Origin of the sequence: Spirosoma soli, from assembly GCF_042684525.1 — a bacterium.
GTDB classification, from domain to species: Bacteria; Bacteroidota; Bacteroidia; order Cytophagales; family Spirosomataceae; genus Spirosoma; species Spirosoma soli.
On the sequence record NZ_JBHULN010000003.1, the window covers coordinates 177,555 to 199,416 of the forward strand.

Below are 21,862 nucleotides of genomic sequence, written 5' to 3' on the forward strand. Positions count from 1 at the left end.
GTGATTCAAAAATACAAGTAAGCGGTATAAATGCAACAGTGTCAACAATTTTGACAATTTCCTATCAAAACTGCCCTGAACGCTAGTTGGCCGGGTGGGGAAAACCTTTGCAGAAACTCATGACCGTCAGACCATAAGACGTCGGATGTCGCTAACTTGCGTCTGAATAGAACCTGAACGTAGATTTTGCAGGCCTGCTCAAACCTTGCCTGTCTTTTTGTATGGTAATTGACCTTCGTAGTGACACCGTCACTCAACCCACGCCCGCCATGCGCGAGGCTATGTTTAATGCGAAACTTGGCGATGATGTGCTGGGCGACGACCCAACGGTGAATGAACTGGAAGCCAAAGCAGCCGCCATGTTTAATATGGAAGCCGCGCTGTTTTGTGCCTCGGGGACGATGACCAACCAACTGGCCATCCGAACCCACTGCCGTCCCGGCGACGACGTTATCTGCGATTACCTATCACACGTGTATCAGTACGAAGGCGGGGGCATTTCCGTGAACGCATTAGCTTCCGTTAGCCTCGCTCATGGCGAACGCGGCAAGCTCACACCTGACCTCATCCGCGATTATATCTACAGTCCTGCCGACCCCCACAAACCGCTATCTCGTCTGGTCGTGCTCGAAAACACGATAAATAAAGGAGGAGGTTGTTTTTACACTGTACCCGAAATTGCGGCCATCCGACAGGTATGTGATGAACAAGGTCTGATACTGCACCTGGACGGTGCCCGACTGTTTAACGCGCTTGTCGAGACGGGGGAACCGACGGAATCGTATGGGCAACTCTTCGATTCCATTAGCATTTGCTTGTCGAAAGGATTAGGTTGTCCAGTCGGCTCTCTCTTGTTGGGAAAAGCCGATTTTATTAAGCAGGCCCGGCGCTACCGTAAGCTTATGGGGGGCGGCTGGCGCCAGGCGGGTTTTCTGGCAGCCGCGGGTATCTACGCCTTAGATCACCATGTTGATCGGCTCAAAATTGATCACAGCCGGGCCCGCCGAATAGGAACCATGCTTGAACAACTACCCGAAGTAGAAGAGATTCTGCCGATTGACACGAATATTGTGATTTTCAAGCTCCAAACAAACCTCTTAGCCATCGATTACGTTGCTCAATTAGAGGCTAAAGGTATTCGCGCCGTTCCATTTGGCAAGCACTTAGTGCGCTTTGTGACCCACCTGGATTTAACGGATGAGATGATAGCAGAACTAGAAAATCGACTATCCGAACCAGAATTTTAACCAGATTTAAAGGATTGCCAGGACTTGTCGAAAACAAATCTTTACATTCTTTAAATCTGGTTAAAATCCTGGTTCAAGATTATTTGACATGCATATACAAGTTAGAAACTTACAGAAAGAAGATTATCATGATCTGAAAGAGACCATGATTGAGGTTTATAGTGGCATTGGAGGAGATTACTGGCCTAAAAGCTCTATCTCCAAACTGCTCAATATATTTCCGGAGGGTCAGTTCTGCGTGGAGGTCGACGGTAAAGTCGTGGCCAGTGCACTCGCTATTCGCATTAAGTACAGCGACTTTGGCGATAACCACACCTACGAGGAGATTACGGGTAATTACAGCTTCCGAACGCACAACGACGAAGGCGATTACCTCTACGGTATTGAAGTGTTTGTCCACCCCGACTACCGCGATCTTCGGCTTGGTCGGCGGCTCTACGATGCCCGTAAGGAATTGTGCGAACAATTGAACCTAAAAGGCATTCTGGCCGGAGGACGCATTCCAAACTACAACAAATACGCCGACGAGCTGACGCCCCGCGAGTACATCACGAAGGTGAAACAAAAAGAGATTTATGACCCTACGCTAACCTTCCAGCTTTCCAACGATTTCCACGTTCGGAAAGTCCTGCGGGGCTATCTGCCGGGCGATACGGAATCCAAAGAGTACGCAACACTTCTGGAGTGGATCAACATCTATTACGTCGTTGAAAAAGATAAGAAACCGCATACCGACTCCATTATTCGGCTGGGCGTGATTCAGTGGCAGATGCGACTTTTTAAGAATTTGGCGTCGTTTCTGGATCAGGTTGAGTTCTTTGTGAACGCCGTAAGCGATTATCGGGCCGATTTCATGGTGTTACCGGAGTTTTTCAATACGCCCCTGATGGCCGATTTCAACGATTTACCCGAGCCGGTAGCGATTCGAAAATTAGCCGACTTCACAGTACCCGTACGTGACAAGCTGTGCGAACTGGCTATTTCGTATAACGTGAACATTGTGGGTGGTTCTATGCCTTTAGTCGACGAAGATGGCAAGCTATATAACGTAGCTTACCTGTGTCGGCGCGATGGTTCGTACGAAGAATTCCGCAAGATTCACATTACCCCCAACGAAGTACGGCATTACGGGATGGTTGGTGGCAACGAGATTCGGGCCTTCGACACCGATTGTGGTAAGATCGGCATGTTGATCTGTTATGACGTTGAGTTTCCTGAAGTAAGCCGGATTCTGGCGCAGCAGGGTATGCAGATTTTGTTTGTGCCTTTCCTGACCGATACGCAGAACGGCTACTCACGCGTGCGGCATTGTGCTCAGGCCCGCGCCATTGAAAACGAGTGTTACGTGGCCATTGCCGGTTGCGTTGGTAACCTGCCGAAGGTGCATAACATGGACATTAACTTTGCGCAATCGGCCGTGTTTACGCCTTCTGACTTCCAGTTCCCAACCAATGCCGTGAAAGCGGAATCGACGCCGAATACAGAAATGGTGTTGATTGCCGACGTAGACTTGAGTCTCCTGAAAGAACTGCACGAGCACGGTTCCGTACAGGTGATGAAAGACCGCCGGACCGATTTGTACGACGTTACCTTAAAGAAAGCGGCCAGAAAAGCATTTAAAAAGAAGAAAGATTCTGCCGACAATGATCCGGAAGAAGTAGCTCCGCTGATTGTTGTCTCATAATCTCAGGCTTTTTCACAGACATATTACAGAATGACAGCCCCGGCTGACACTAAACAGGTATTCATCCATTTAGTGTCAGCCGGGGCTGCTATGTCCATATAGGTCGACAGACTCCAGAAAGTACCGTCAATAGTCCCGATTGATTACCTAATCGTGGATTGAACAGCAATTAATTAGAAGTAGCTATAATAAACGGCAGAACAGGCAAACCCAAAGATTTTTCGGTTTTTTGTTTACCTGTTGAACTTATACTCTCATTATACTGTAATATTAAAAATTACAGTAATGAACGGCCGATTTACCATATCACTCCATATTCTGACCCTGCTGGACAAGCTCAGCAGTGAGTGGTTGACGTCTGATGTCATTGCTGGTAGTATCAACATCAACCCCGTTCTGGTTCGGAAAGAAATCAGTAACCTTCGTAAGCACGGTTTGGTCATCAGCCGGGAAGGCAAAAACGGCGGTAGTATGCTTGCCAAACCCGCTTCACAGATTAGTTTGTCGGCTGTTTTTGAAGCAACCCGGCAGGGCGCTTTTTTGGGTGCAGCCAAAAACAATCCGAATCCCAACTGCGCTGTTGGTAAGCAAATTAATCAGCACCTCAACACGCTATATAGTGAGGTAGAAGATGCTCTGATTCAAAAATTGGGCGCTACTACCCTGGAAGATTTTAGCCAGAAGTTTACCTAATTTTTTTACCTAAAACTGTAACAAATTTTATTACAATTTTTTACATAAACCAAACACAACTATGAACGTAGCCATTGTAGGAGCCTCTGGATTTGTAGGCACAAAATTACTCACGGAAGCCCTGAAGCGTGGTCATGAGGTAACGGCCATCGTCCGCAATCCGGACAAGATTACGATTAGTCACCCAAAGCTGACGGTTACAGCAATCGATGTATTCGATGAAGCAGCCTTGACAGCCGCCTTATCGGGTCACGATGCGGTGCTGAGTGCATACAACGCTGGCTGGGACAATCCAAATCTGTACGACGACTTCATAAAAGCTTCGCAACATATTGAAAAAGCCACTCAGCAAGCGGGCGTGCAGCGGTTACTGGTTGTGGGCGGAGCAGGTAGCCTGGAAGTAGCGCCTGGTGTGCAATTAGTCGATACGCCCCAATTTCCCGCAGAATGGAAAGCCGGGGCCACAGCCGCCCGCGATTATTTGAACCTGCTACGTCAGAATCAGGAGCTTGACTGGACTTTTTTAAGTCCGGCTATCCTGCTGCAACCTGGCGAACGGACTGGGGTTTTCCGGGTAGGTACCGACCAGCCCGTTTTTAATGAACGGGGCGAATGCGCGATTTCGGTCGACGATCTGGCCGTGGCCTTGTTGAATGAAGTCGAAAATCCTCAGTTTATCCGGCAACGGTTCACGGTTGGTTATTAAACGAGTTTGCTGGCTGCATCTGGCTAAAAACAGGCTTTCTGCTTAACTTTTCATGCTAGGCGTGGTTAATGTAATGCGACAGAACCACTCAACAAATTATGGAAAATCAAGTGCAGAAGACGATAGCGATCCTGCTTACAGAAGGCTTTGAGCAAGTCGAGATGACGGAACCACGCAAAGCCCTCGAAGCCGAAGGCTTTCAAACGGACTTAATCACCCCAGAAGGTGGAGACGTAAAAGCCTGGAACGAAACCGACTGGGGCGACATCTTTAAAGCGCACAAAGCCTTGAACGAAGCCTCCCCCAACGACTACGATGCTTTGTTGTTACCCGGTGGCGTGATGAACCCGGATCAACTGCGCATGGATAAGAATGCAGTTGCCTTTGTGGAAGCGTTCTTTGAGAGCGACAAACCAGTGGCGGCCATTTGTCACGCGCCAATGATGCTAATTGAAGCCGATGTTGTGGAAGGTCGGAAAGTTACGTCCTATCCATCGCTCCAAACCGACCTACGCAACGCTGGAGCCGAGTGGGTCGATGAAGAAGTTGTGGTAGACGGCAACCTCGTTACCAGCCGCACCCCCGACGACATTCCGGCCTTCAATCAGGAGCTGATTAAACTAATTAAGGAAGGTGTGCACGTTGGGCAGCAGGTATAATTATTTACACAACAGACCCAGCCATTTGGCTGGGTCTGTTGTATTATAACTAGTTGGAAGGGGTATCACTTCACTACCCTCCAGATTTCTAATGGCCGGTCGGTCGACATGATATCGGCACCGTTCTGAGCAAACTGCTTGTACACCTGATCACCTTTAGCCGCTGCTTGCTTATCGAGATTGCCGAGCGTACCTAAGATACAGGCAATCCCTTTTTCGTGCAGAAACTGGTACAATTCCTTGTCGGGTTCTTTAACGCCAACAAAAGCAACCATTCGATTATCTGGTACGCCTAACTCACGTAATCGGTCATATTCAGCGCGGTTACGAATGGTGACCGAAATCATCAGGTTCGGGTCGAGCTGGTGGAGCTTAGCCGCATCCTGCGCATTGTAGGTAATCACGGCTACATAATCGCCAGCCCCAGTTTTATGAATCATGTCCACGACTTTAGCGAACGATACGTTACGCTTAACGTCGAGGGTGAACGTAACCTTATCCTTGCCCCAACGCAACACATCTTCCAGCGTCGGAATCTTATAAGGCGTTACGTTCCCCATGTTGTCTTCCAGCCGGTAGGAAGCCAACTCGGTGTAGGTTTTGTCGATTAGTTTGCCAGTGCCAGTAGTGGTGCGGTCGAGGGTTGCGTCGTGCATCATCACCATGACACTATCCTTTGTCAAGTCGATATCGCATTCAATGATAACAGGCAACTGCTTGGCCAGGTATTGGAACGATTCAATGCAATTTTCGGGATAGCCTTTCAGGTCGCCCCCACCCCGGTGCGCCGAGATCTTAGCGATCTGGTTGGGCTTATACGAGAAGAATTCATAGGCGCCACCTGATTTTACCTTGGTATACGTTTTTGGCGAGCAAGCCGCCAAACCGACGGCCACACTGATCAATATAATTCGAATGTTCATGTGATTGATGAATATGCCGCAAAAGTAGAATGACTGTATCAGGAATCATAGCTGCGTTGCCATTGCAGCGGGAATGAATTGCGAAGTGGCATCGTTACATTTAAAAGATTGAATACGTATGATTTCCTTTTCAATTCTGGATCTCTCCCCCATCGTTGCGGGTAACACACCAGCGCAGGCCCTGCGAAACTCGCTCGACCTGGCCCAACATGCCGAGCAATGGGGATATAATCGATATTGGTTGGCCGAACACCACAATATGCCGGGCATCGCCAGTGCAGCCACATCGGTGGTGATCGGTCACGTGGCTGGCGGCACGAGAACCATTCGGGTGGGCTCTGGCGGCATCATGCTCCCAAATCATTCGCCGTTGGTAATCGCGGAGCAGTTCGGTACATTAGAATCGCTTTATCCAGGGCGGATCGATTTAGGCGTGGGCCGCGCTCCGGGTTCTGACCAGGCGACCTCGCGCGCCTTACGACGGGATGGCAATGTCCACGATACGTTTCCGCACGATGTTGTTGAGTTGCAACGGTATTTTCAACCCGACGACACGAACCAGTTTGTACACGCCATACCGGGTGAGGGCCTGAACGTTCCAATCTGGATTTTAGGGTCTAGCCTGTATGGGGCGCAGTTAGCGGCCATGCTTGGGCTACCCTACGCATTTGCTTCCCACTTTGCTCCAGCCGAGCTGATGCGTGCCTTGCACGTGTACCGCACGCATTTCAAGCCGTCAGCGCAATTAGCAGCCCCGTACGCGATGGTAGCGGTCAACGTTGTAGCCGCCGATACAGACCAGGAAGCTGAGCGATTATTTACCTCTGTTCAGCAGCAATTCCTGAATATTCGTCGGGGTAGGTCCGTACAAATGCAACCACCAGTCGATGATTTGGCCGCACTTTGGCCAGACTATGAATTAGCCGGTATTGAACAGGTGCTGGGCTGCTCGGCCGTGGGGTCTCCCAAAACGGTGCAACGAGGGCTGGCTAACCTGATTACCCAAACACAAGCCGATGAGCTAATCATGACGGCCCCTATTTACGATCATCAGGCACGAGTGCACTCCATTGAGATTGCCGCACAGGTTCGTGCGGCCTTGGTGGAGCAGGAGGCAGTAGCCGAATTACACTAAGCATACGAAAGCCCTTCAAGCACATTACAAACATGTGCTTGAAGGGCTTGCTGTTGAGTAGCTAATTAGACCACTACGTTCACGATACGCTTCGGCACTACAACCACCTTCTTGGGCGATTTGCCTTCCAACCATTTTTGCACAATTTCGTCGGCCAGCACTTCTTTTTCTATTTCGGTTGGTGCGCGATCGATGGCAAAGCTAATCGTGGTACGAACCTTTCCGTTGATCTGAATCGGGTACTCAAACGCGTCTTCAATCAGGTAAGCCGGATTAAAAGTTGGAAATTGAGCTTTCGATACGGTACCGGGCTCATTGCCCAAAGCTGCCCAAAGCTCTTCGGTAACGTGCGGAGCGTAAGGCGACAACAGCAACACCAGATCCTGCAATACCACCCGCTTGTGGCAGTTCAGCGCTGTCAGTTCGTTGACGCACACCATAAACGCACTCACCGACGTATTGAACGAGTAAGCTTCAATGTCGCTTTCGGCCTTCTGAATCGTTCGGTGTAATACCTTCAGTTCAGCGGGAGTTGGGGTTTCGTCGGTTACGATCCACTGGCTTTCGGCTGCATCCGATGCCCCGGCAGCATTGTCTTTATAGAACAACCGCCAGAACTTACGAATGAATCGGTACACTCCGTCGATGCCGTTGGTATTCCACGGTTTCGCCTGCTCCAGCGGTCCGAGGAACATTTCGTACAGCCGCAAGACGTCAGCGCCGTACTTTTCAACGATCATGTCAGGATTAACGACGTTGAACTTCGACTTAGACATTTTTTCAACCTCAGCCCCGACGATGTAACGACCGTCCGGCTCTAGAATGAACTCGGCGTTTTCAGTCAAATCAGGCCGCGCTTTTTTGAACGCTTCAATGTCGAGCACATCGTTTTCTACAATATTGACATCAACGTGCAGGGGTGTTACATCCCGATCGCTGACTTGATTCAGTGAAACAAAAACAGGAGTTGCTCCTTCGACACCAGTTCCTTTTAACCGATACACAAAATTAGACCGGCCCTGAATCATTCCCTGATTGATGAGCTTTTTGAACGGTTCCTCCTGCGGCACGTAGCCACGATCTTTCAGAAATTTGTTCCAGAAGCGGCTATACAACAGGTGGCCCGTCGCGTGTTCAGTGCCGCCAATGTATAGGTCTACGTTCTGCCAGTAGTCAATAGCTGCTTTTGACGCAAAAGCGTCGGGATTCTGCGGGTCCATGTAGCGGTACCAGTACCACGACGACCCCGCCCAGCCAGGCATGGTGCTCAGTTCATAATCGTACCCCTCCTGTCCTTCCCTCGTAGGGGAGGTGCCGAAGGCGGAGGGGTAATACTTCCAGCCTTCCGCACGGCCTAACGGTGGTTCACCGGTTTCGGTTGGCAGATACTTATCGACGGATGGCAACTCCAGGGGAAGATCGCTTTCGTCAATCAAGTAGGGAAGTCGACCCGTCGAACCGCCATTCTCAAAGTAAACAGGCACCGGTTCTCCCCAGTAGCGTTGGCGGCTAAACACCGCATCGCGCATCCGGAAGTTAACTTTTCCTTTACCCAAACCACGCTCTTCCAGCCAGGCAATGAGCGTCTGCGTAGCCTGTTGGTACGTCATGCCATTGATGATACCCGAATTAATGTAGTGGCCCTCCTTGGTGTTATCCGCCTGCGTGTCGATGTCCTTCTGGCTGTCAAGAATCGGCACAATAGGCAGGTTAAAATGCTTGGCGAAGGTCCAGTCGCGCTGGTCACCCGACGGCACGGCCATGACGGCACCGGTGCCATAACCAGCCAGCACGTAATCTGCCAGCCAGATCGGTACCTGCTCCCCGTTGAACGGATTAACGCAGTAGCTCCCCGTAAATACGCCCGAAACCACCTTTGTTTCGGCCATACGATCCCGCTCCGAACGCAGTTTAGCCGCGTTGATATACGCCTGAACGGCTTCCTGTTGTTCAGGGGTTGTTAGTTGTGATACCAGTTCGTGTTCGGGAGCCAGCACCATGAACGTAACGCCGTAAATCGTATCGACGCGCGTCGTGAAAACTTCGATGAACTGTTTGTCGTTAGCAGCCAGCGGAAATTTCACAGAGGCACCAACGCTTTTACCAATCCAGTTACGTTGCTGTTCTTTGATCGATTCAGTCCAATCTATCGTATCCAGACCGGTCAGCAAACGATCAGCGTAAGCCGTTATCCGCATCATCCACTGGCGCATCTTCTTCTGCTCAACGGGATAACCACCCCGCTCCGATACGCCATCCTTTACTTCGTCGTTAGCCAGCACCGTACCTAGCGCCGAACACCAGTTCACGACTGCATCGGCCAGGAACGTTAATCGATACTTTAGGGTGATCTCATAAGCTTCCCGCTTCGATAGGGCGTTCCACTCGGCAGCCGTAAACGTCGGCGAGTCCTCGTCGCAGACGGCATTAACGTCGGTCGTACCGTTTGTCGCGAATTTGTCTAATAGCGTCTCAATGGGTTCGGCCCGGTCAGTGTCCTTGTTATACCACGAGCGGAACAACTCCATGAAGATCCATTGCGTCCATTTGTAATACGCCGGATCGGACGTACGCACCTCACGACTCCAATCATAGCTAAAGCCGATATTTTTCAGTTGCTCAATATACCGCGTCAGGTTCTCTTCGGTCGTTATCGCAGGGTGCTGACCGGTTTGAATGGCGTACTGCTCAGCAGGCAACCCAAACGAATCGAATCCCATGGGATGCAGAACGTTGAAGCCTTTTAGCCGTTTGTAGCGCGCCACAATGTCGGATGCAATGTAGCCTAATGGATGTCCAACGTGCAGACCCGCTCCCGATGGATACGGAAACATATCGAGCACATAATACTTTGGTTTTTCAGACTTATTCTCGGTACGGTACGTTTGGTGTTCGTCCCAAAACCGTTGCCATTTCTGTTCGGTTTCGCGGTGGTTGTAGTCAGCCATGTTCAGTCGGGCCGTCGAAGCGGCAGAAGCGAATCTCCGGACTGGAGACCCATTTTGTGTTGCAAAAATAGCCCTTTACCAAGACTTTTTCTCATTTGAACAAAGCAGAATGCCAGGTTACCGAAAGCTACGACAGTACACCAGCTCATCCACAGTATTTTGGCACAATGAGTCAACCATTGCTGCCTCCAGCTATGCTATTATTCATTTTACTTCACTAACACTAGCGCCTTATATCTTTCCGACTTGCAACATTTTGTTGTTGCAACACGTATAGGATCAAAAAGGTAGCTGCTACCGACACCTTAGGCTGACCTTTTGCGTTATATAGTTACAACTATACCTGAAGTAGGTTTACCGCATGATCTGACTGTACGCTTGCACTTTATCCGTTTCTCCACCTGATTTCAGACTTATTCATGCGACGTTTTCTTACCCTCGCGACGCTCACTAACGTCGCACTTATTGGGTTGAGCTTACTCGGTTGCCAATCAGACCGCGACGTTGAACCCGACGCTTTCTCAGCCGATTGTTTGGTAAAAGCTTCAGCCAACAATGGTCAGGTTATAGCTGGCTCGTACATTGTCACGTACCAGCCCAGTCAATCTTTGCCTACTGCCCCAAACGCACGCGCTGCCGCTGCACAAACTGCGGTTGAGCAATTACTAACACGTTATCATGTTACCGACAAACAGGCAAGTTTATTGTCTGCTGGCGAAAAAGCCAGTTTCCTTGCCCATCTGACAACCAGCGAATCGGAGTTGCTTCGGCAAGATCCAACTGTGGAAATGGTGGAACCCGACCGAATCATGTCAATCTGTAACTGTGTCGATGTGCAGACGACTAGTACGCTTTCGTGGAATATTCAGCAAACGGGTTTCGGACGTGGTGATGTGCAAACCACTAAAACGGTCTGGATCGTAGATACCGGTATCGACCTCGACCACCCCGACTTAAATGTCGATACGAATCGTAGCCGCTCTTTTGTAAGTGGTATTACGTCGGCTGACGACCAAAACGGTCATGGAACGCACGTAGCGGGCGTGATTGGGGCGAAGAACAACAACATTGGTGTAACGGGCATAGCTTCTGGCGCTACGCTGGTCGCCCTAAAGGTTTTGAATCAGTTAGGAGAAGGCCGGTTGTCGGGCATTATTCAAGCCGTTAACTACGTAGCTCAAAACGGCACCGCCGGTGATGTTGTTAACCTTAGTTTAGGGGGTGAAGGGCAATCAGCTACGCTGGAGAGTGCGATTCGGAGGGCAGCGAATGCCGGTATCCTGTTTGCCATTGCCGCCGGTAACGATGGCGAAGATGCGGATAACTATTCGCCTTCGCGCGTTAATCACGCCAATGTATTCACGGTATCGGCGATGGATCAGAATAACCAGTTTGCATCGTTCTCCAATTTTGGTAGCAGCGTTGATGTATGCGCCTATGGTGTACGGATACGGTCTACCTACAAAGATGGCAGATACGCTACGTTAAGTGGTACATCCATGGCTGCCCCCCACGTAGCAGGTCTGCTACTCATTCGCGGCAACAAGCTGCCAATGCGTGGCTCAGTAACGGGCGACCCCGATGGTAAACCCGACCCCATGGCGGGTGAGTAGATTGTGTTTCTAGCAGCAAGGTAGTAGCTTTAGCCTAAGCTGAACGAGCGCTCGTATCTGGTCTGGGCAGTAATTCACAGGCAAACCTGGGCGGAGCTTTGTCCCCTTCGGCGTTGCTTGATGGTACGTAATCGGGTATCTTACTGGCTGAAACACTGCGTGTAATACGAGTTGTTTATGGGCTTCCCTTTATCTTTCTCGTTCCTTTTCATACCTTTGTCGTTCTTCCGCTATAACACACACTTGTCATGGCGAATCTGACTTCATCGCTACGAGCGGCACTTGATTGTGCCGTTTTTCATAAAAGAAATAATCTATTTAGTCGATAGAGTTTAAACATTATGAGTAATCAGGACGAACTGATTAGCCCTGCCACCCCGACCGTAGATCTCAATGGCCTGACGATCACGCTCCAAGGTAGCAAAGCGGTTGAACAAGCCGAGGTGTTGCGAGCTTCTTTCCCGGCCGCAAAAGTTCTGGTTCCGGGCGCAGCCACACTGACCTCCAATTCGCTACTACTCCGCCCTCGCACTCGCACCGAAATTGCCATTTACGTATTTTCGGCACTGGCTCTGATGATTGTTGGGCACTTGCTGTTCAGCTATTTCACCTTAGATCGGCTGACGCTCATTGCCAGTGCGATTGATTTAACTCCTGATATTTTTTACTTCATCGTTGCCGGTTTTGTCGCCCAGATGATCGACGGAGCGTTGGGCATGGCCTACGGAGTTACGGCCACCACTTTTCTGACCAGTGTGGGCATCAGTCCGGTTTTTGCCACGGCGAGTGTACACAGTTCCGAGATTTTCACCTCCGGCGTGTCGGGCTACATGCACTTGAAATTCGGCAATGTAAACAGTCGGCTGTTCAAGATTGTCTTGATTCCGGGCGTAATCGGGGCAGCACTCGGAGCTTTTCTAATTACGAAACTGTCGGACCTGGACATTGTGGCTACTTACTTGAGTCCCGCTATATCAGTGTATACGGCGATCCTGGGCATTCTGATCCTGAAAAAAGCTTTGGTGAAACGAATCAAGAAAAAACCTGTCCGTCGGATTGGTTTACTGGCTTGGTTTGGCGGCTTTGTCGACGCTATCGGCGGTGGCGGTTGGGGACCAATTGTCAACTCTACCCTGATTGCCGCCGGACGTCACCCCCGCTACACCATCGGATCGGTAAACTTGGCGGAGTTTTTCGTGTCGTTTGCCTCATCGGTTGTATTTGCCTTATATGCCGGATTAGGTAACTATGGTCTGGTAATTTTAGGGCTGATTCTAGGCGGTATGATTGCAGCCCCCATTGCGGCCCGCTTGTCTCAACGGTTACCCGTTAAAACCATGATGGTCCTCGTTGGAATCGTCGTTATCATCGTAAGTTTGCGGAAGATTATTTTATTTTTCTGACAGGAGTAACAGCATAGACAGGATTAACCAATTAGCGAATCCTGTCTATGCTGTTACTCCTGTCGAAGTAAGTCTATGAAAAAACAAACCAAAGCGATCCGAACGCAGGCCAAGAAATCGCAGAATCGGGAACATTCTGTTCCGCTTTATCTGACATCAAGTTTCGCCTTTGAAAGCGCTGAACAAGGCAAAGCTTTGTTTGACGAAACCGAAGAAGGTAATATTTATTCTCGTTTCTCAAATCCGAACGTATCGGAGTTCGTTGAGAAAGTCTGCATGTTGGAGAATGCCGAAGATGGCATTGCTACAGGTACAGGGATGGCTGCTGTGTTTGCCAGTATGGCCGGTTTGCTGAAATCGGGGGATCATTTAGTAGCGTGCCGTGCCCTTTTCGGATCGGCGCACCAAATTATTACGCAAATTCTGAGCAAGTGGGGCATCACGTACACCTACGTTGACGCTACTGCTACGGAAGCCGAGTGGGAAGCCGCCCTGCAACCAAACACCGGAACCGCACCGGCGGACCGGCCGGCCGCCCGCATGGTGTATCTGGAAACGCCGTCTAACCCCGGTTTAGAGCTGGTCGATTTAGAGATGCTGGGACGGCTGAAAGCCAAATACGGTTTTATTTTGAACGTAGATAATTGCTTTGCCACACCTATTCTGCAAACTCCCATTGACTTTGGTGCAGACCTGTCGGTGCATTCAGCGACGAAATTCATGGATGGGCAGGGCCGCGTTCTAGGCGGTGTTGTGGTTGGTCGCGCGGATCTGATTCAGCCAATTCGGTTCTTTGCCCGGCATACTGGCCCGTCGCTATCACCCTTCAATGCGTGGGTATTATCGAAAAGTCTGGAGACACTGGATTTGCGGATGGAACGGCATTGCCGCAATGCGCAGCAACTCGCCGAAGCCCTGGAAGCACTACCAGACGTTGAGCGGGTATTATACCCGTTCCTTCCCTCCCACCCGCAGTATGAACTCGCCAAACGGCAGATGACAGCCGGTGGAGCGATTGTTACGATTGAACTCGATGGTGGTTTTGACCGGGTAAAAGCGTTTTTCGATGCGCTTACTATACCGACGCTTTCGTCAAACCTCGGCGACTCCCGTACAATCGTCACCAACCCAAATACAACGACCCACGCGAAACTAAAACCCGACGAAAAAGCGGCCCTGGGCATTACACCCGGCCTGATTCGGATTTCAGTGGGGTTAGAAGCCGTCGAAGACCTCATCGAAGACTTCACGCAGGCCGTTGAAAAGTCGGCCGAGGTCCTACAACCAACTGAACGTTAGTCGCTTCGAGCGTTGTTACGGAGCTAACTCAGAATGACTATGAAAACGCTAACCATCACCCTACCCGATAATCTCGACATCGAGGAATTTGAAGCTAAAATGCTGTTTGCGGGTCAGCTCTACCAGAGAGGGAAAGTAACCCTGGGGCAGGCGGCCGATATTGTAGGCATCAGCAAACGAGCCTTCATGGAAATCATGGGGCGGTTCGGGTTCAGCATCTTTAATTATTCGGTAGAAGATCTAAAACACGAGCTTGGGAATGTCTGACAGCATTGTTATATCAGACACTTCATCCATTATTCTACTGGATAAAATCAATAAGATTGACTTGTTACGCCAATCATTCGATAAAGTGTATGCCACTCCGATTGTCGCTCGTGAATTTGGCATTTTACTACCCGACTGGATTGTCGTTAAAGCTGTTACGGATAACGTAAAGCAAGCCCAATTGAACGCTATCATGGATGCTGGTGAAGCTAGTGTACTAACGCTGGCATCTGAAATAGGTGATTGCTATGTACTGATTGACGATAATAAGGCACGTCAGTATGCGGAAACCGTTCGCTAGAAATATATGGGTACGCTTGGCTTAATCCTTCGGGCAAAACGGCTGGGAGTGATTATTTCGGTACGTCCTTTACTTGATAAAGTAAGGCTGACTGATTTTTGGGTTACTGAAAGTCTATTTGAGTTTATACTAACGGAAGCAGGTGAATAATACACATGAGATTATTTTCATTTTTCATTTTTACTCTGCTCAGTAATTGGCTGCCTTCTATGGCTGACGCCCAACCGAACCGTAAGCCGCTTCGGGTGGGCGTGATTGGGTTGGTTCATACGCACGTACACGGCATCCTGAACAAAGCCTTTAAGCAAGCGAATCAATCCGACATCGAGATTGTAGGTATTGCCGAGCCTAATCGGGAATTGGCCGAGCGCTATGCGAAACAATACAGATTTCCGATTAGTCTGGTCTATCCATCCGTTGAGCAGATGCTGGATAAGGCCAAACCCGAAGCGGTAACAGATTTTGGCCGAATTATTGATCACCTGCAAACCGTCAAGATTTGCGCTCCACGGGGTATTCACGTAATGGTCGAGAAGCCGTTAGCGGTCAGTTATGATCAGGCAAAGCAGATGGAAGCGTTGGCCTTAAAGCATAAAATTCAGCTTTTGACGAACTACGAAACAACCTGGTACGGTAGTAATCATAAAGCTTACGCGCTGGCAAACACCGACAAAGCCATTGGCGATTTACGCAAAATTGTGGTTCACGATGGCCATCAGGGCCCTAAGGAAATCGGCGTAACGAGCGAGTTCCTGGATTGGCTGACCGACCCCGTTGCCAACGGAGCGGGTGCTTTATTTGACTTTGGCTGCTACGGCGCTAACCTGTCCACCTGGCTTATGCACAACCAGCGTCCGCTGTCAGTGTTGGCCGTGACCCAACAGATCAAGCCGGATATCTATCCGAAAGTAGACGACGAAGCAACGATCATTCTGACGTATCCGAAAACGCAGACGATCATTCAGGCATCGTGGAACTGGCCGTTTGCCCGCAAGGATATGGAGGTTTACGGGCAGACAGGTTACGTCAACACGCTTGATGGTACCCGAATGCGCATCCGGCTGAAGGATGACAAAACCGAACGTAGTACAGAAGCCCGCCCAACGGATGCCCCTGCTAGCGACCCCTTTAGCTATCTCGCGAGGTTACTGCATGGTGAAACTAAACCCGACGAATTGACGTCATTGGAGAACAACATGATCGTTGTTGAAATATTAGACGCTGCCCGCCAATCGGCTAAGACGGGGAAGGTAGTGCCATTGAAACAGAAATTATGATTACTGAACCTACTCACACACTGGGAACGATCAATGAGCTAATAGACGGCAAGAGCAACGTAGATGCCTTACGTACGTTGGCAGAGCTGTTTCCCGACAAAGTTGTCTTCTCTACGAGCCTGGGCTACGAAGATCAGGTTATAACTGATTTGATTTTAGGGAATGACCTTCCTATCAAAATATTTACGCTTGATACAGGCCGAATGTTTTCGGAGACGTACTCGGTTTGGAAGAAAACCAACGATCGTTACGCCACTAAAATTGAAGCGTACTTCCCTAAACAGGAGATGGTTGAAAGCCTGATGACGGGTAAAGGCCCATATAGTATGTATGAATCGGTTGAAAACCGGAAGGAGTGCTGCTTTATGCGCAAGGTAGAGCCATTGAATCGAGCCTTAGCAGGTCAGAAGATTTGGGTTACGGGTATTCGCGCGGAGCAATCGGCTAATCGCCAGTCAATGCCCCGGCTTGAGTGGGACGAAGCCCACGACCTTTTCAAATTTCACCCATTGATGGACTGGACATTTGACGAAGTGAAGCAGTATATAAAAGATCACAATGTACCTTACAACCCGCTTCACGACCGCGGTTTTGTCAGCATTGGTTGCCAGCCCTGCACTCGCGCCATTCAACCGGGCGAAGATTTCCGCGCGGGCCGCTGGTGGTGGGAAGACAACTCGAAAAAGGAATGTGGTTTGCACACGCACGAGGAAGTATTTAAGCCCTAGAGGAATTGGGCTGCAACGGCAGGCCGTTACCGAAACGGACAGAAAGAGTGAAAAGCATTGGCAGTGTATCATTCTTTCGCTCATTCACTCTTTCACTCATTAAAGAATATGAAATTAGATTATTTAGATCAACTCGAATCGGAAGCCATCCATATCATGCGGGAAGTAGCTGGGCAATTCGAACGGCCCGCCCTTCTGTTTTCAGGTGGTAAAGATTCCATTACGCTGGTGCACTTAGCCCTGAAAGCTTTTCGGCCGGGTAAATTTCCCTTCCCGCTGGTGCATATTGACACGGGGCATAACTTTCAGGAAGCACTTGATTTTCGGGATGATCTGGCCAATCGCATCGGTGAAAAGCTAATTGTCCGTTACGTTGAAGATACCATCCGCGAAAAGAAGCTAAAAGAGCCGACAGGCCGTAATGCCACCCGTAATGGCCTGCAAACCTTTACGCTGCTTGATACTATTGAAGAATTTGAGTTTGACGCCTGCATTGGGGGAGCACGTCGGGACGAAGAAAAAGCACGGGCTAAAGAACGAGTGTTTTCTGTGCGGGACGAGTTCGGCTCGTGGGACCCTAAACGCCAGCGCCCTGAACTCTGGAATTTGTATAACGGGCGCATTCATAAAGGTGAGAACGTGCGGGTGTTTCCTATTTCGAACTGGACCGAGCTCGACGTCTGGAACTACATCCGGCGCGAGAAAATCGCCCTACCCAGCATTTACTTTGCCCACGAGCGTGAACTACTTATTCGCGACGGTAAGTTGATGGCCACCGCGGGCGGTGTGATAAAGCCCGAAGCTGATGACCAGATTGTGACACGTCGGGTACGCTTCCGGACCGTTGGCGACATCTCGTGCACGGCGGCATCAGAATCTCAAGCCGACACGCTCGACGCCGTCATTGAGGAAATTCAGGCCACGCGCATCTCCGAACGGGGCGAAACCCGTATGGACGATCAGTTATCCGAAGCCGCCATGGAAGACCGTAAAAAAGGCGGGTACTTTTAAATGAGCAAAAGAGTGAATGAGTGAAAGAGCGTCTGAAGCTAATCACTCATTCGCTCTTTCGCTCTTTCACTCATTCACCATTTAAGAAATGGACCTCCTCCGATTTATAACCGCCGGTTCGGTTGACGACGGCAAAAGCACGCTCATCGGGCGGCTGCTTTACGATTCAAAATCCATCTTGGCCGACCAATTAGAAGCCATCGAACGCGCGACCAAAGGCCGCGACGATGGCACAGTTGACCTTGCGTTATTAACTGATGGGCTTCGCTCAGAACGTGAGCAGGGTATTACGATTGACGTTGCGTATCGCTATTTTCAGACGCCGGCTCGCAAATTTATTATCGTTGATGCGCCAGGTCATATTCAATACACCCGCAATATGGTTACGGGGGCATCCAATTGCCAGTTGGCCATAGTACTGGTCGATGCGCGGCACGGCGTCGTGGAGCAAACCCGTCGGCACTCACTGATTGCCTCGCTTCTGGGTATTCCACACATCGTGGTGGCAATCAATAAGATGGATTTGGTTGACTATTCGCAGGATGTGTTTTCGGACATCTGCATCCAGTATGCAGAACTAGCCAAAAAGTTGAATGTCAACCAGGTTACGTATATTCCATTAAGTGCGTTAAACGGAGATAACGTAGTTGATAAGTCGGAGTCAATGCCGTGGTACGACGGTCCGGCTTTACTAGAGCATTTGGAAAGCGTCGAGATCGACGACAATGTCAATTTGGAACAAGCACGTTTCCCTGTTCAATACGTCATTCGTCCGCAAACAACCGAATTACACGATTATCGAGGTTATGCGGGTAAAATCACCAGCGGCCAGTTTCGCAAAGGCGATGCTATAACGGTATTACCTTCCGGGGAAACTTCCACCATTGATGCGATTGAAGTAGCTGGACGCAGCCCGGCCGAAACCCACTATGACGAAGCGTTTGCTCCAATGTCAGTTGTCCTGCATCTAGCCAACGATGTAGACATCAGCCGGGGTGATCTGATTGTTCGCACGGACAGCCAACCTGTCGTCAGTCAGAGCGTTGAGGCCATGTTGTGCTGGATGGATACAAAAGAATTTAAAGTTGGCAATAAGTATCTGTTGCAGGTAGGTACTGCCCGAACTCGTTGTTCAGTACGCGAAATTGCTTATCAGCTCAATGTCAACACGTATGAAGAAACCGAAGGTGTTGAGAGCCTGAAGTTGAATGATCTCGCGAAAGTTATTTTGCGCACGGCCCAACCCATTAGCTTTGACCCGTATCGGCAGAACCGCGCCACGGGTGGGGCCATTTTGATCGATGAAACCTCGAACGTAACAGTTGGTGCCCTTATGTTGATCGGCGAAGCGTAAAACCTTCCGGCTGTTTAAGCCAGCACAGTAGTACTACGCGAAAAGTTAAAGACCACGACCGAAACGTTCATTGAAGTGACTACCAATCTCAATACACGTTTCGGTCGTGGTCTTCACTGACGGAAGTAGCCCGCCAGACATAGCTCATCGGCAAAGTCACGCCACTCCTGAAAGCTTTCGGGTTTCGTAGATACCTGATAAACATCCAGTTCGTGCGCTTTTAGCACAACTTCTTTTTTCAAACTTTGACTAAACAGGACAGTTTTCAGTGTCTTAGTAGTTGGGTTTGTTTTGAGTCGTTGAATAAGCTGTAAGCCGTCTTCATCGGGTAAATAGTAATCTACGACTACCAAAGCGGGTAGAGCAGGCGCTTTCTCCAATTGGTCCAATAAAGCAGTTGCGCTCGGGAAACTCACAACCTGACAGCTTAAGTTTTCCAATTGGAAAGCCCGTTGGACAATGTCATGGAGCAGGCTGTCATCGTCGACAAGCCAGATAGTCGCTGTTTGGTGCATAGTTTAGGTTTCGTTACGTAACTAAGCTCAAAACTGGCTGAATTGTTGAGAATCTAAAACAGTCTGCTATGTAAACAGCTCATCCGGCATTTTGAACCGTTACTCTATACGTCGAAGTCGTCCTATACTACCAAACGAGAACAGGCTCGGTAAATTACCGAGCCTGTTGCGTTCTTATTTAATGTATAACCACCTGTTATAAAGTGCTTTTTGAGCAGGTGTTTGATCTTGCAAGGGTTCCAGTCTATAACTAACCAACGGATTCTGAGTGAGCGTAATGGGCAGTTCACGGATCAAGCCAGCCCGGTTAACGCGTACTTTCAACGTTTCGCCAACGCGCCGACCGCTGACCAGCCGTAGTAGATCATCGCCTACCCGTACATCATCAACCGAAATGATTTCATCGCCCACGTTTAAGCCATCTGTGTATGCTGCCGAGCCGCGACGAACACTCGACACCACCGATTTGCCATTCTGAACAGTCGTGCCAGCTCCCAGGAATCCATCCTGCGTTTTAGCCGCTACGTTGGTTAGACGCAGACCAACGGGCTCAAAATAAGCATTGTAATTGATAGGCTCGGCGCTGTTAACACCAATGGTAAAGAAGTCATCGAGCTTGCGACCAGCCATCTGCTCGGCTGCCTGCCGAAATTCGGCGTCCGTAAAGCCGCGCTTCTGCTTTTTGTAGTATTCGTTGTACAAATACCGCATCAGGTCGTCCATGTTACGTTCGCCGTTGCTACCCGCCAGAATAGACAAATTCAAAAGTGTGCCCAGAACGCTGCCTTTGCTGTAATAAGAAATGGTCGTATTTGACGAGTTCTCGTTTGGCCGATAGCCTTTAATCCAGGCATCCCAGCTCGACTCAGCCGCCGACTGCACACGAACGCCAGGTTGGTTTTCAATTTGTGTGATGTCATTGGCAACGACATTCAAATAGGCCTCGGGCGTGTGGAATCCGGCCCGACGAAGGATGTAATCTTCGTAAAATGACGTACAACCTTCCGATAGCCACAGCATGTGGGTATAATTCTCGTTCTCATAATCAAACGGTCCTAACGCAATAGGGCGAATGCGCTTTACATTCCAAAGGTGAAAATACTCGTGGGCAACCAGCGTCAGGAAGCCTTTATAACTACTTTCAGTAGCATAAGCGTTTCGGTACGTTTCGAGGGTAGTCGAGTTCAGGTGTTCCAGACCACCCCCACCCTGCGGAATGTGATGCACGATAAAGGTGTAATTCTCGCAAGGATGCTCACCAACGACCGTCGCGGCTGTCTCGCAGACGCGCTTGTAATCGGCGGCCAATCGTTGTTCGTTGTAGTCAACCTCACCAAACATAGCCACCGTATGCGGCACATTAGAAGCCGTGAAATTAAAGGTGCGGTGGTTGCCAATTTCAATGGGTGAGTCGACCAATATATCATAGTCAGAGGCCTCATACGTGTAGTTCTGACCAGCCACAGGCTTTAATCCCGTTGCTACGTTCTTCCAGGCTTTGTACGGCTGCACAACTACCCGTGCTGGTTGCTTTTTGAGCGCGTCGTGGTACATGAACATACTAGCCGGGGTGACGTAGCCGTGGTCAATATCCACAAAACTCGTCCGAACGGTTAGTTCGTTCGCATATACCCGGTAGCGAATTGTTAGATTTTCGTCGGTTGAATAAACACGCCAGGCATTTTTTCTGACCTTCTCGCTGGGCACCGTTTTTCCGTTTACCTGAGCCGTAAATGCTTCCACATTTTTGGCGTATTCGCGAATCAGATATGACCCTGGCGTCCAGACGGGCATTTTAATGTCGACATAGCCATTTTTCTTCGCGTTTGTCGCTGTAGCTATGTTTTTCAACTGCATCTCAACCTCGAAGTAATGGGTTTGCGGCTCATTCATTGAGAGCACGTACGTAATGCTAGGCGAGGCAGCAGCAGGATTTTCGTCTTCAAATAAAGTGAGATTAGCCGACGTTTTGTGGGAAGTAAAAAGTGTCCAGACAGTAAGTAAATAAAGAAGCCGGGCGTTTTTTTTCATACGGAAACGGGAATACCTTCGTTTTTTGTCCAGATTTGGGTTGAAATTTGCCAATTTGTTGGCGAAAC

At 49.6% G+C, this 21,862-nt stretch carries 20 protein-coding genes; 16 read left to right on the forward strand and 4 right to left on the reverse strand.

Annotated features, from left to right (window positions below):
* The first annotated feature begins 221 nt into the window (after nucleotides 1-221).
* The 5 genes from ACFSUS_RS06865 (at nucleotide 222) to ACFSUS_RS06885 (ending at nucleotide 4,989) form a co-directional block, all read left to right on the forward strand.
* Nucleotides 222-1,247 (forward strand): threonine aldolase family protein, encoded by a 1,026-nt coding sequence (locus ACFSUS_RS06865; RefSeq protein WP_381520938.1) that lies wholly within the window; start codon nucleotides 222-224, stop codon nucleotides 1,245-1,247.
* 88 nt (nucleotides 1,248-1,335) lie between these two features.
* The gene (locus ACFSUS_RS06870) at nucleotides 1,336-2,931 is read left to right on the forward strand and encodes a carbon-nitrogen hydrolase family protein (RefSeq protein WP_381520940.1); all 1,596 of its coding nucleotides are present in this window, start codon (nucleotides 1,336-1,338) and stop codon (nucleotides 2,929-2,931) included.
* Between the two features lie 285 nt (nucleotides 2,932-3,216).
* Nucleotides 3,217-3,624, forward strand: coding sequence for an RrF2 family transcriptional regulator (locus tag ACFSUS_RS06875; RefSeq protein WP_381520942.1), 408 nt, complete (start codon nucleotides 3,217-3,219; stop codon nucleotides 3,622-3,624).
* Nucleotides 3,625-3,685: 61 nt separating this feature from the next.
* Nucleotides 3,686-4,330 carry an NAD(P)-dependent oxidoreductase gene (locus ACFSUS_RS06880; protein ID WP_381520944.1) on the forward strand — a complete coding sequence of 215 codons (645 nt, stop codon included), beginning with the start codon at nucleotides 3,686-3,688 and terminating at the stop codon, nucleotides 4,328-4,330.
* Between the two features lie 98 nt (nucleotides 4,331-4,428).
* Nucleotides 4,429-4,989, forward strand: a complete 561-nt coding sequence (locus tag ACFSUS_RS06885; protein ID WP_381520946.1) for a type 1 glutamine amidotransferase domain-containing protein — start codon at nucleotides 4,429-4,431, stop codon at nucleotides 4,987-4,989.
* A gap of 65 nt (nucleotides 4,990-5,054) precedes the next feature.
* On the opposite strand, the gene ACFSUS_RS06890 is transcribed toward ACFSUS_RS06885, so the two are convergent.
* A complete protein-coding gene (locus ACFSUS_RS06890) occupies nucleotides 5,055-5,912 on the reverse strand; it encodes a glycerophosphodiester phosphodiesterase family protein (RefSeq protein WP_381520948.1) in 858 nt (285 codons plus the stop codon).
* Between the two features lie 118 nt (nucleotides 5,913-6,030).
* Here ACFSUS_RS06890 and ACFSUS_RS06895 point away from each other — a divergent pair, with 118 nt between their 5' ends.
* Nucleotides 6,031-7,047, forward strand: a complete 1,017-nt coding sequence (locus tag ACFSUS_RS06895) for an LLM class flavin-dependent oxidoreductase (protein ID WP_381520950.1) — start codon at nucleotides 6,031-6,033, stop codon at nucleotides 7,045-7,047.
* Nucleotides 7,048-7,112: 65 nt separating this feature from the next.
* On the opposite strand, the gene leuS is transcribed toward ACFSUS_RS06895, so the two are convergent.
* A complete protein-coding gene (leuS, locus tag ACFSUS_RS06900) occupies nucleotides 7,113-9,995 on the reverse strand; it encodes a leucine--tRNA ligase (protein WP_381520951.1) in 2,883 nt (960 codons plus the stop codon).
* Between the two features lie 419 nt (nucleotides 9,996-10,414).
* Between leuS and ACFSUS_RS06905 the strand changes: the two genes are divergently transcribed.
* The 10 genes from ACFSUS_RS06905 (at nucleotide 10,415) to ACFSUS_RS06950 (ending at nucleotide 19,248) form a co-directional block, all read left to right on the forward strand.
* Nucleotides 10,415-11,608, forward strand: a complete 1,194-nt coding sequence (locus tag ACFSUS_RS06905) for a S8 family peptidase (RefSeq protein WP_381520953.1) — start codon at nucleotides 10,415-10,417, stop codon at nucleotides 11,606-11,608.
* A gap of 341 nt (nucleotides 11,609-11,949) precedes the next feature.
* Entirely contained in the window at nucleotides 11,950-13,011 is a 1,062-nt protein-coding gene (locus tag ACFSUS_RS06910; protein ID WP_381520954.1) for a sulfite exporter TauE/SafE family protein, read from the forward strand.
* 75 nt (nucleotides 13,012-13,086) lie between these two features.
* Nucleotides 13,087-14,310 (forward strand): trans-sulfuration enzyme family protein, encoded by a 1,224-nt coding sequence (locus ACFSUS_RS06915; protein WP_381520956.1) that lies wholly within the window; start codon nucleotides 13,087-13,089, stop codon nucleotides 14,308-14,310.
* A gap of 39 nt (nucleotides 14,311-14,349) precedes the next feature.
* Nucleotides 14,350-14,577 (forward strand): UPF0175 family protein, encoded by a 228-nt coding sequence (locus ACFSUS_RS06920; protein WP_381520958.1) that lies wholly within the window; start codon nucleotides 14,350-14,352, stop codon nucleotides 14,575-14,577.
* Nucleotides 14,570-14,878, forward strand: a complete 309-nt coding sequence (locus ACFSUS_RS06925; protein WP_381520960.1) for a hypothetical protein — start codon at nucleotides 14,570-14,572, stop codon at nucleotides 14,876-14,878. Before ACFSUS_RS06920 ends, ACFSUS_RS06925 begins: the two co-directional genes overlap by 8 nt.
* A 6-nt stretch (nucleotides 14,879-14,884) precedes the next feature.
* Complete coding sequence (locus ACFSUS_RS06930; protein WP_381520962.1) at nucleotides 14,885-15,028, forward strand: DUF3368 domain-containing protein; 144 nt, start codon at nucleotides 14,885-14,887, stop codon at nucleotides 15,026-15,028.
* A 59-nt stretch (nucleotides 15,029-15,087) separates the two neighbouring features.
* Nucleotides 15,088-16,155, forward strand: a complete 1,068-nt coding sequence (locus ACFSUS_RS06935; protein WP_381520964.1) for a Gfo/Idh/MocA family protein — start codon at nucleotides 15,088-15,090, stop codon at nucleotides 16,153-16,155.
* Nucleotides 16,152-16,883 (forward strand): phosphoadenylyl-sulfate reductase, encoded by a 732-nt coding sequence (locus tag ACFSUS_RS06940; RefSeq protein ID WP_381520966.1) that lies wholly within the window; start codon nucleotides 16,152-16,154, stop codon nucleotides 16,881-16,883. Before ACFSUS_RS06935 ends, ACFSUS_RS06940 begins: the two co-directional genes overlap by 4 nt.
* Before the next feature lie 108 nt (nucleotides 16,884-16,991).
* On the forward strand, nucleotides 16,992-17,894 hold the full coding sequence (gene cysD / locus ACFSUS_RS06945; protein WP_381520968.1) for a sulfate adenylyltransferase subunit CysD: 903 nt from the start codon (nucleotides 16,992-16,994) through the stop codon (nucleotides 17,892-17,894).
* A gap of 88 nt (nucleotides 17,895-17,982) precedes the next feature.
* Nucleotides 17,983-19,248, forward strand: coding sequence for a sulfate adenylyltransferase subunit 1 (locus tag ACFSUS_RS06950; protein ID WP_381520970.1), 1,266 nt, complete (start codon nucleotides 17,983-17,985; stop codon nucleotides 19,246-19,248).
* A 113-nt stretch (nucleotides 19,249-19,361) separates the two neighbouring features.
* On the opposite strand, the gene ACFSUS_RS06955 is transcribed toward ACFSUS_RS06950, so the two are convergent.
* Together ACFSUS_RS06955 and ACFSUS_RS06960 are read right to left on the reverse strand one after the other, a co-directional pair.
* On the reverse strand, nucleotides 19,362-19,763 hold the full coding sequence (locus ACFSUS_RS06955; protein ID WP_381520972.1) for a response regulator: 402 nt from the start codon (nucleotides 19,761-19,763) through the stop codon (nucleotides 19,362-19,364).
* Nucleotides 19,764-19,937: 174 nt separating this feature from the next.
* Nucleotides 19,938-21,794: a M61 family metallopeptidase gene (locus ACFSUS_RS06960; RefSeq protein ID WP_381520974.1), complete on the reverse strand. Its 1,857-nt coding sequence runs from the start codon at nucleotides 21,792-21,794 to the stop codon at nucleotides 19,938-19,940.
* Between the last annotated feature and the right edge of the window lie 68 nt (nucleotides 21,795-21,862).

Excerpts from the sequence above, each read along its gene's own strand:
- ACFSUS_RS06865 (WP_381520938.1), top strand. The coding sequence starts at position 222 with ATGGTAATTGACCTTCGTAGTGACACCGTCACTCAACCCACGCCCGCC.
- ACFSUS_RS06870 (WP_381520940.1), top strand. The coding sequence starts at position 1,336 with ATGCATATACAAGTTAGAAACTTACAGAAAGAAGATTATCATGATCTG.
- ACFSUS_RS06875 (WP_381520942.1), top strand. The coding sequence starts at position 3,217 with ATGAACGGCCGATTTACCATATCACTCCATATTCTGACCCTGCTGGAC.
- ACFSUS_RS06880 (WP_381520944.1), top strand. The coding sequence starts at position 3,686 with ATGAACGTAGCCATTGTAGGAGCCTCTGGATTTGTAGGCACAAAATTA.
- ACFSUS_RS06885 (WP_381520946.1), top strand. The coding sequence starts at position 4,429 with ATGGAAAATCAAGTGCAGAAGACGATAGCGATCCTGCTTACAGAAGGC.
- ACFSUS_RS06890 (WP_381520948.1), bottom strand. The coding sequence starts at position 5,912 with ATGAACATTCGAATTATATTGATCAGTGTGGCCGTCGGTTTGGCGGCT.
- ACFSUS_RS06895 (WP_381520950.1), top strand. The coding sequence starts at position 6,031 with ATGATTTCCTTTTCAATTCTGGATCTCTCCCCCATCGTTGCGGGTAAC.
- leuS (WP_381520951.1), bottom strand. The coding sequence starts at position 9,995 with ATGGCTGACTACAACCACCGCGAAACCGAACAGAAATGGCAACGGTTT.
- ACFSUS_RS06905 (WP_381520953.1), top strand. The coding sequence starts at position 10,415 with ATGCGACGTTTTCTTACCCTCGCGACGCTCACTAACGTCGCACTTATT.
- ACFSUS_RS06910 (WP_381520954.1), top strand. The coding sequence starts at position 11,950 with ATGAGTAATCAGGACGAACTGATTAGCCCTGCCACCCCGACCGTAGAT.
- ACFSUS_RS06915 (WP_381520956.1), top strand. The coding sequence starts at position 13,087 with ATGAAAAAACAAACCAAAGCGATCCGAACGCAGGCCAAGAAATCGCAG.
- ACFSUS_RS06920 (WP_381520958.1), top strand. The coding sequence starts at position 14,350 with ATGAAAACGCTAACCATCACCCTACCCGATAATCTCGACATCGAGGAA.
- ACFSUS_RS06925 (WP_381520960.1), top strand. The coding sequence starts at position 14,570 with ATGTCTGACAGCATTGTTATATCAGACACTTCATCCATTATTCTACTG.
- ACFSUS_RS06930 (WP_381520962.1), top strand. The coding sequence starts at position 14,885 with ATGGGTACGCTTGGCTTAATCCTTCGGGCAAAACGGCTGGGAGTGATT.
- ACFSUS_RS06935 (WP_381520964.1), top strand. The coding sequence starts at position 15,088 with ATGGCTGACGCCCAACCGAACCGTAAGCCGCTTCGGGTGGGCGTGATT.
- ACFSUS_RS06940 (WP_381520966.1), top strand. The coding sequence starts at position 16,152 with ATGATTACTGAACCTACTCACACACTGGGAACGATCAATGAGCTAATA.
- cysD (WP_381520968.1), top strand. The coding sequence starts at position 16,992 with ATGAAATTAGATTATTTAGATCAACTCGAATCGGAAGCCATCCATATC.
- ACFSUS_RS06950 (WP_381520970.1), top strand. The coding sequence starts at position 17,983 with ATGGACCTCCTCCGATTTATAACCGCCGGTTCGGTTGACGACGGCAAA.
- ACFSUS_RS06955 (WP_381520972.1), bottom strand. The coding sequence starts at position 19,763 with ATGCACCAAACAGCGACTATCTGGCTTGTCGACGATGACAGCCTGCTC.
- ACFSUS_RS06960 (WP_381520974.1), bottom strand. The coding sequence starts at position 21,794 with ATGAAAAAAAACGCCCGGCTTCTTTATTTACTTACTGTCTGGACACTT.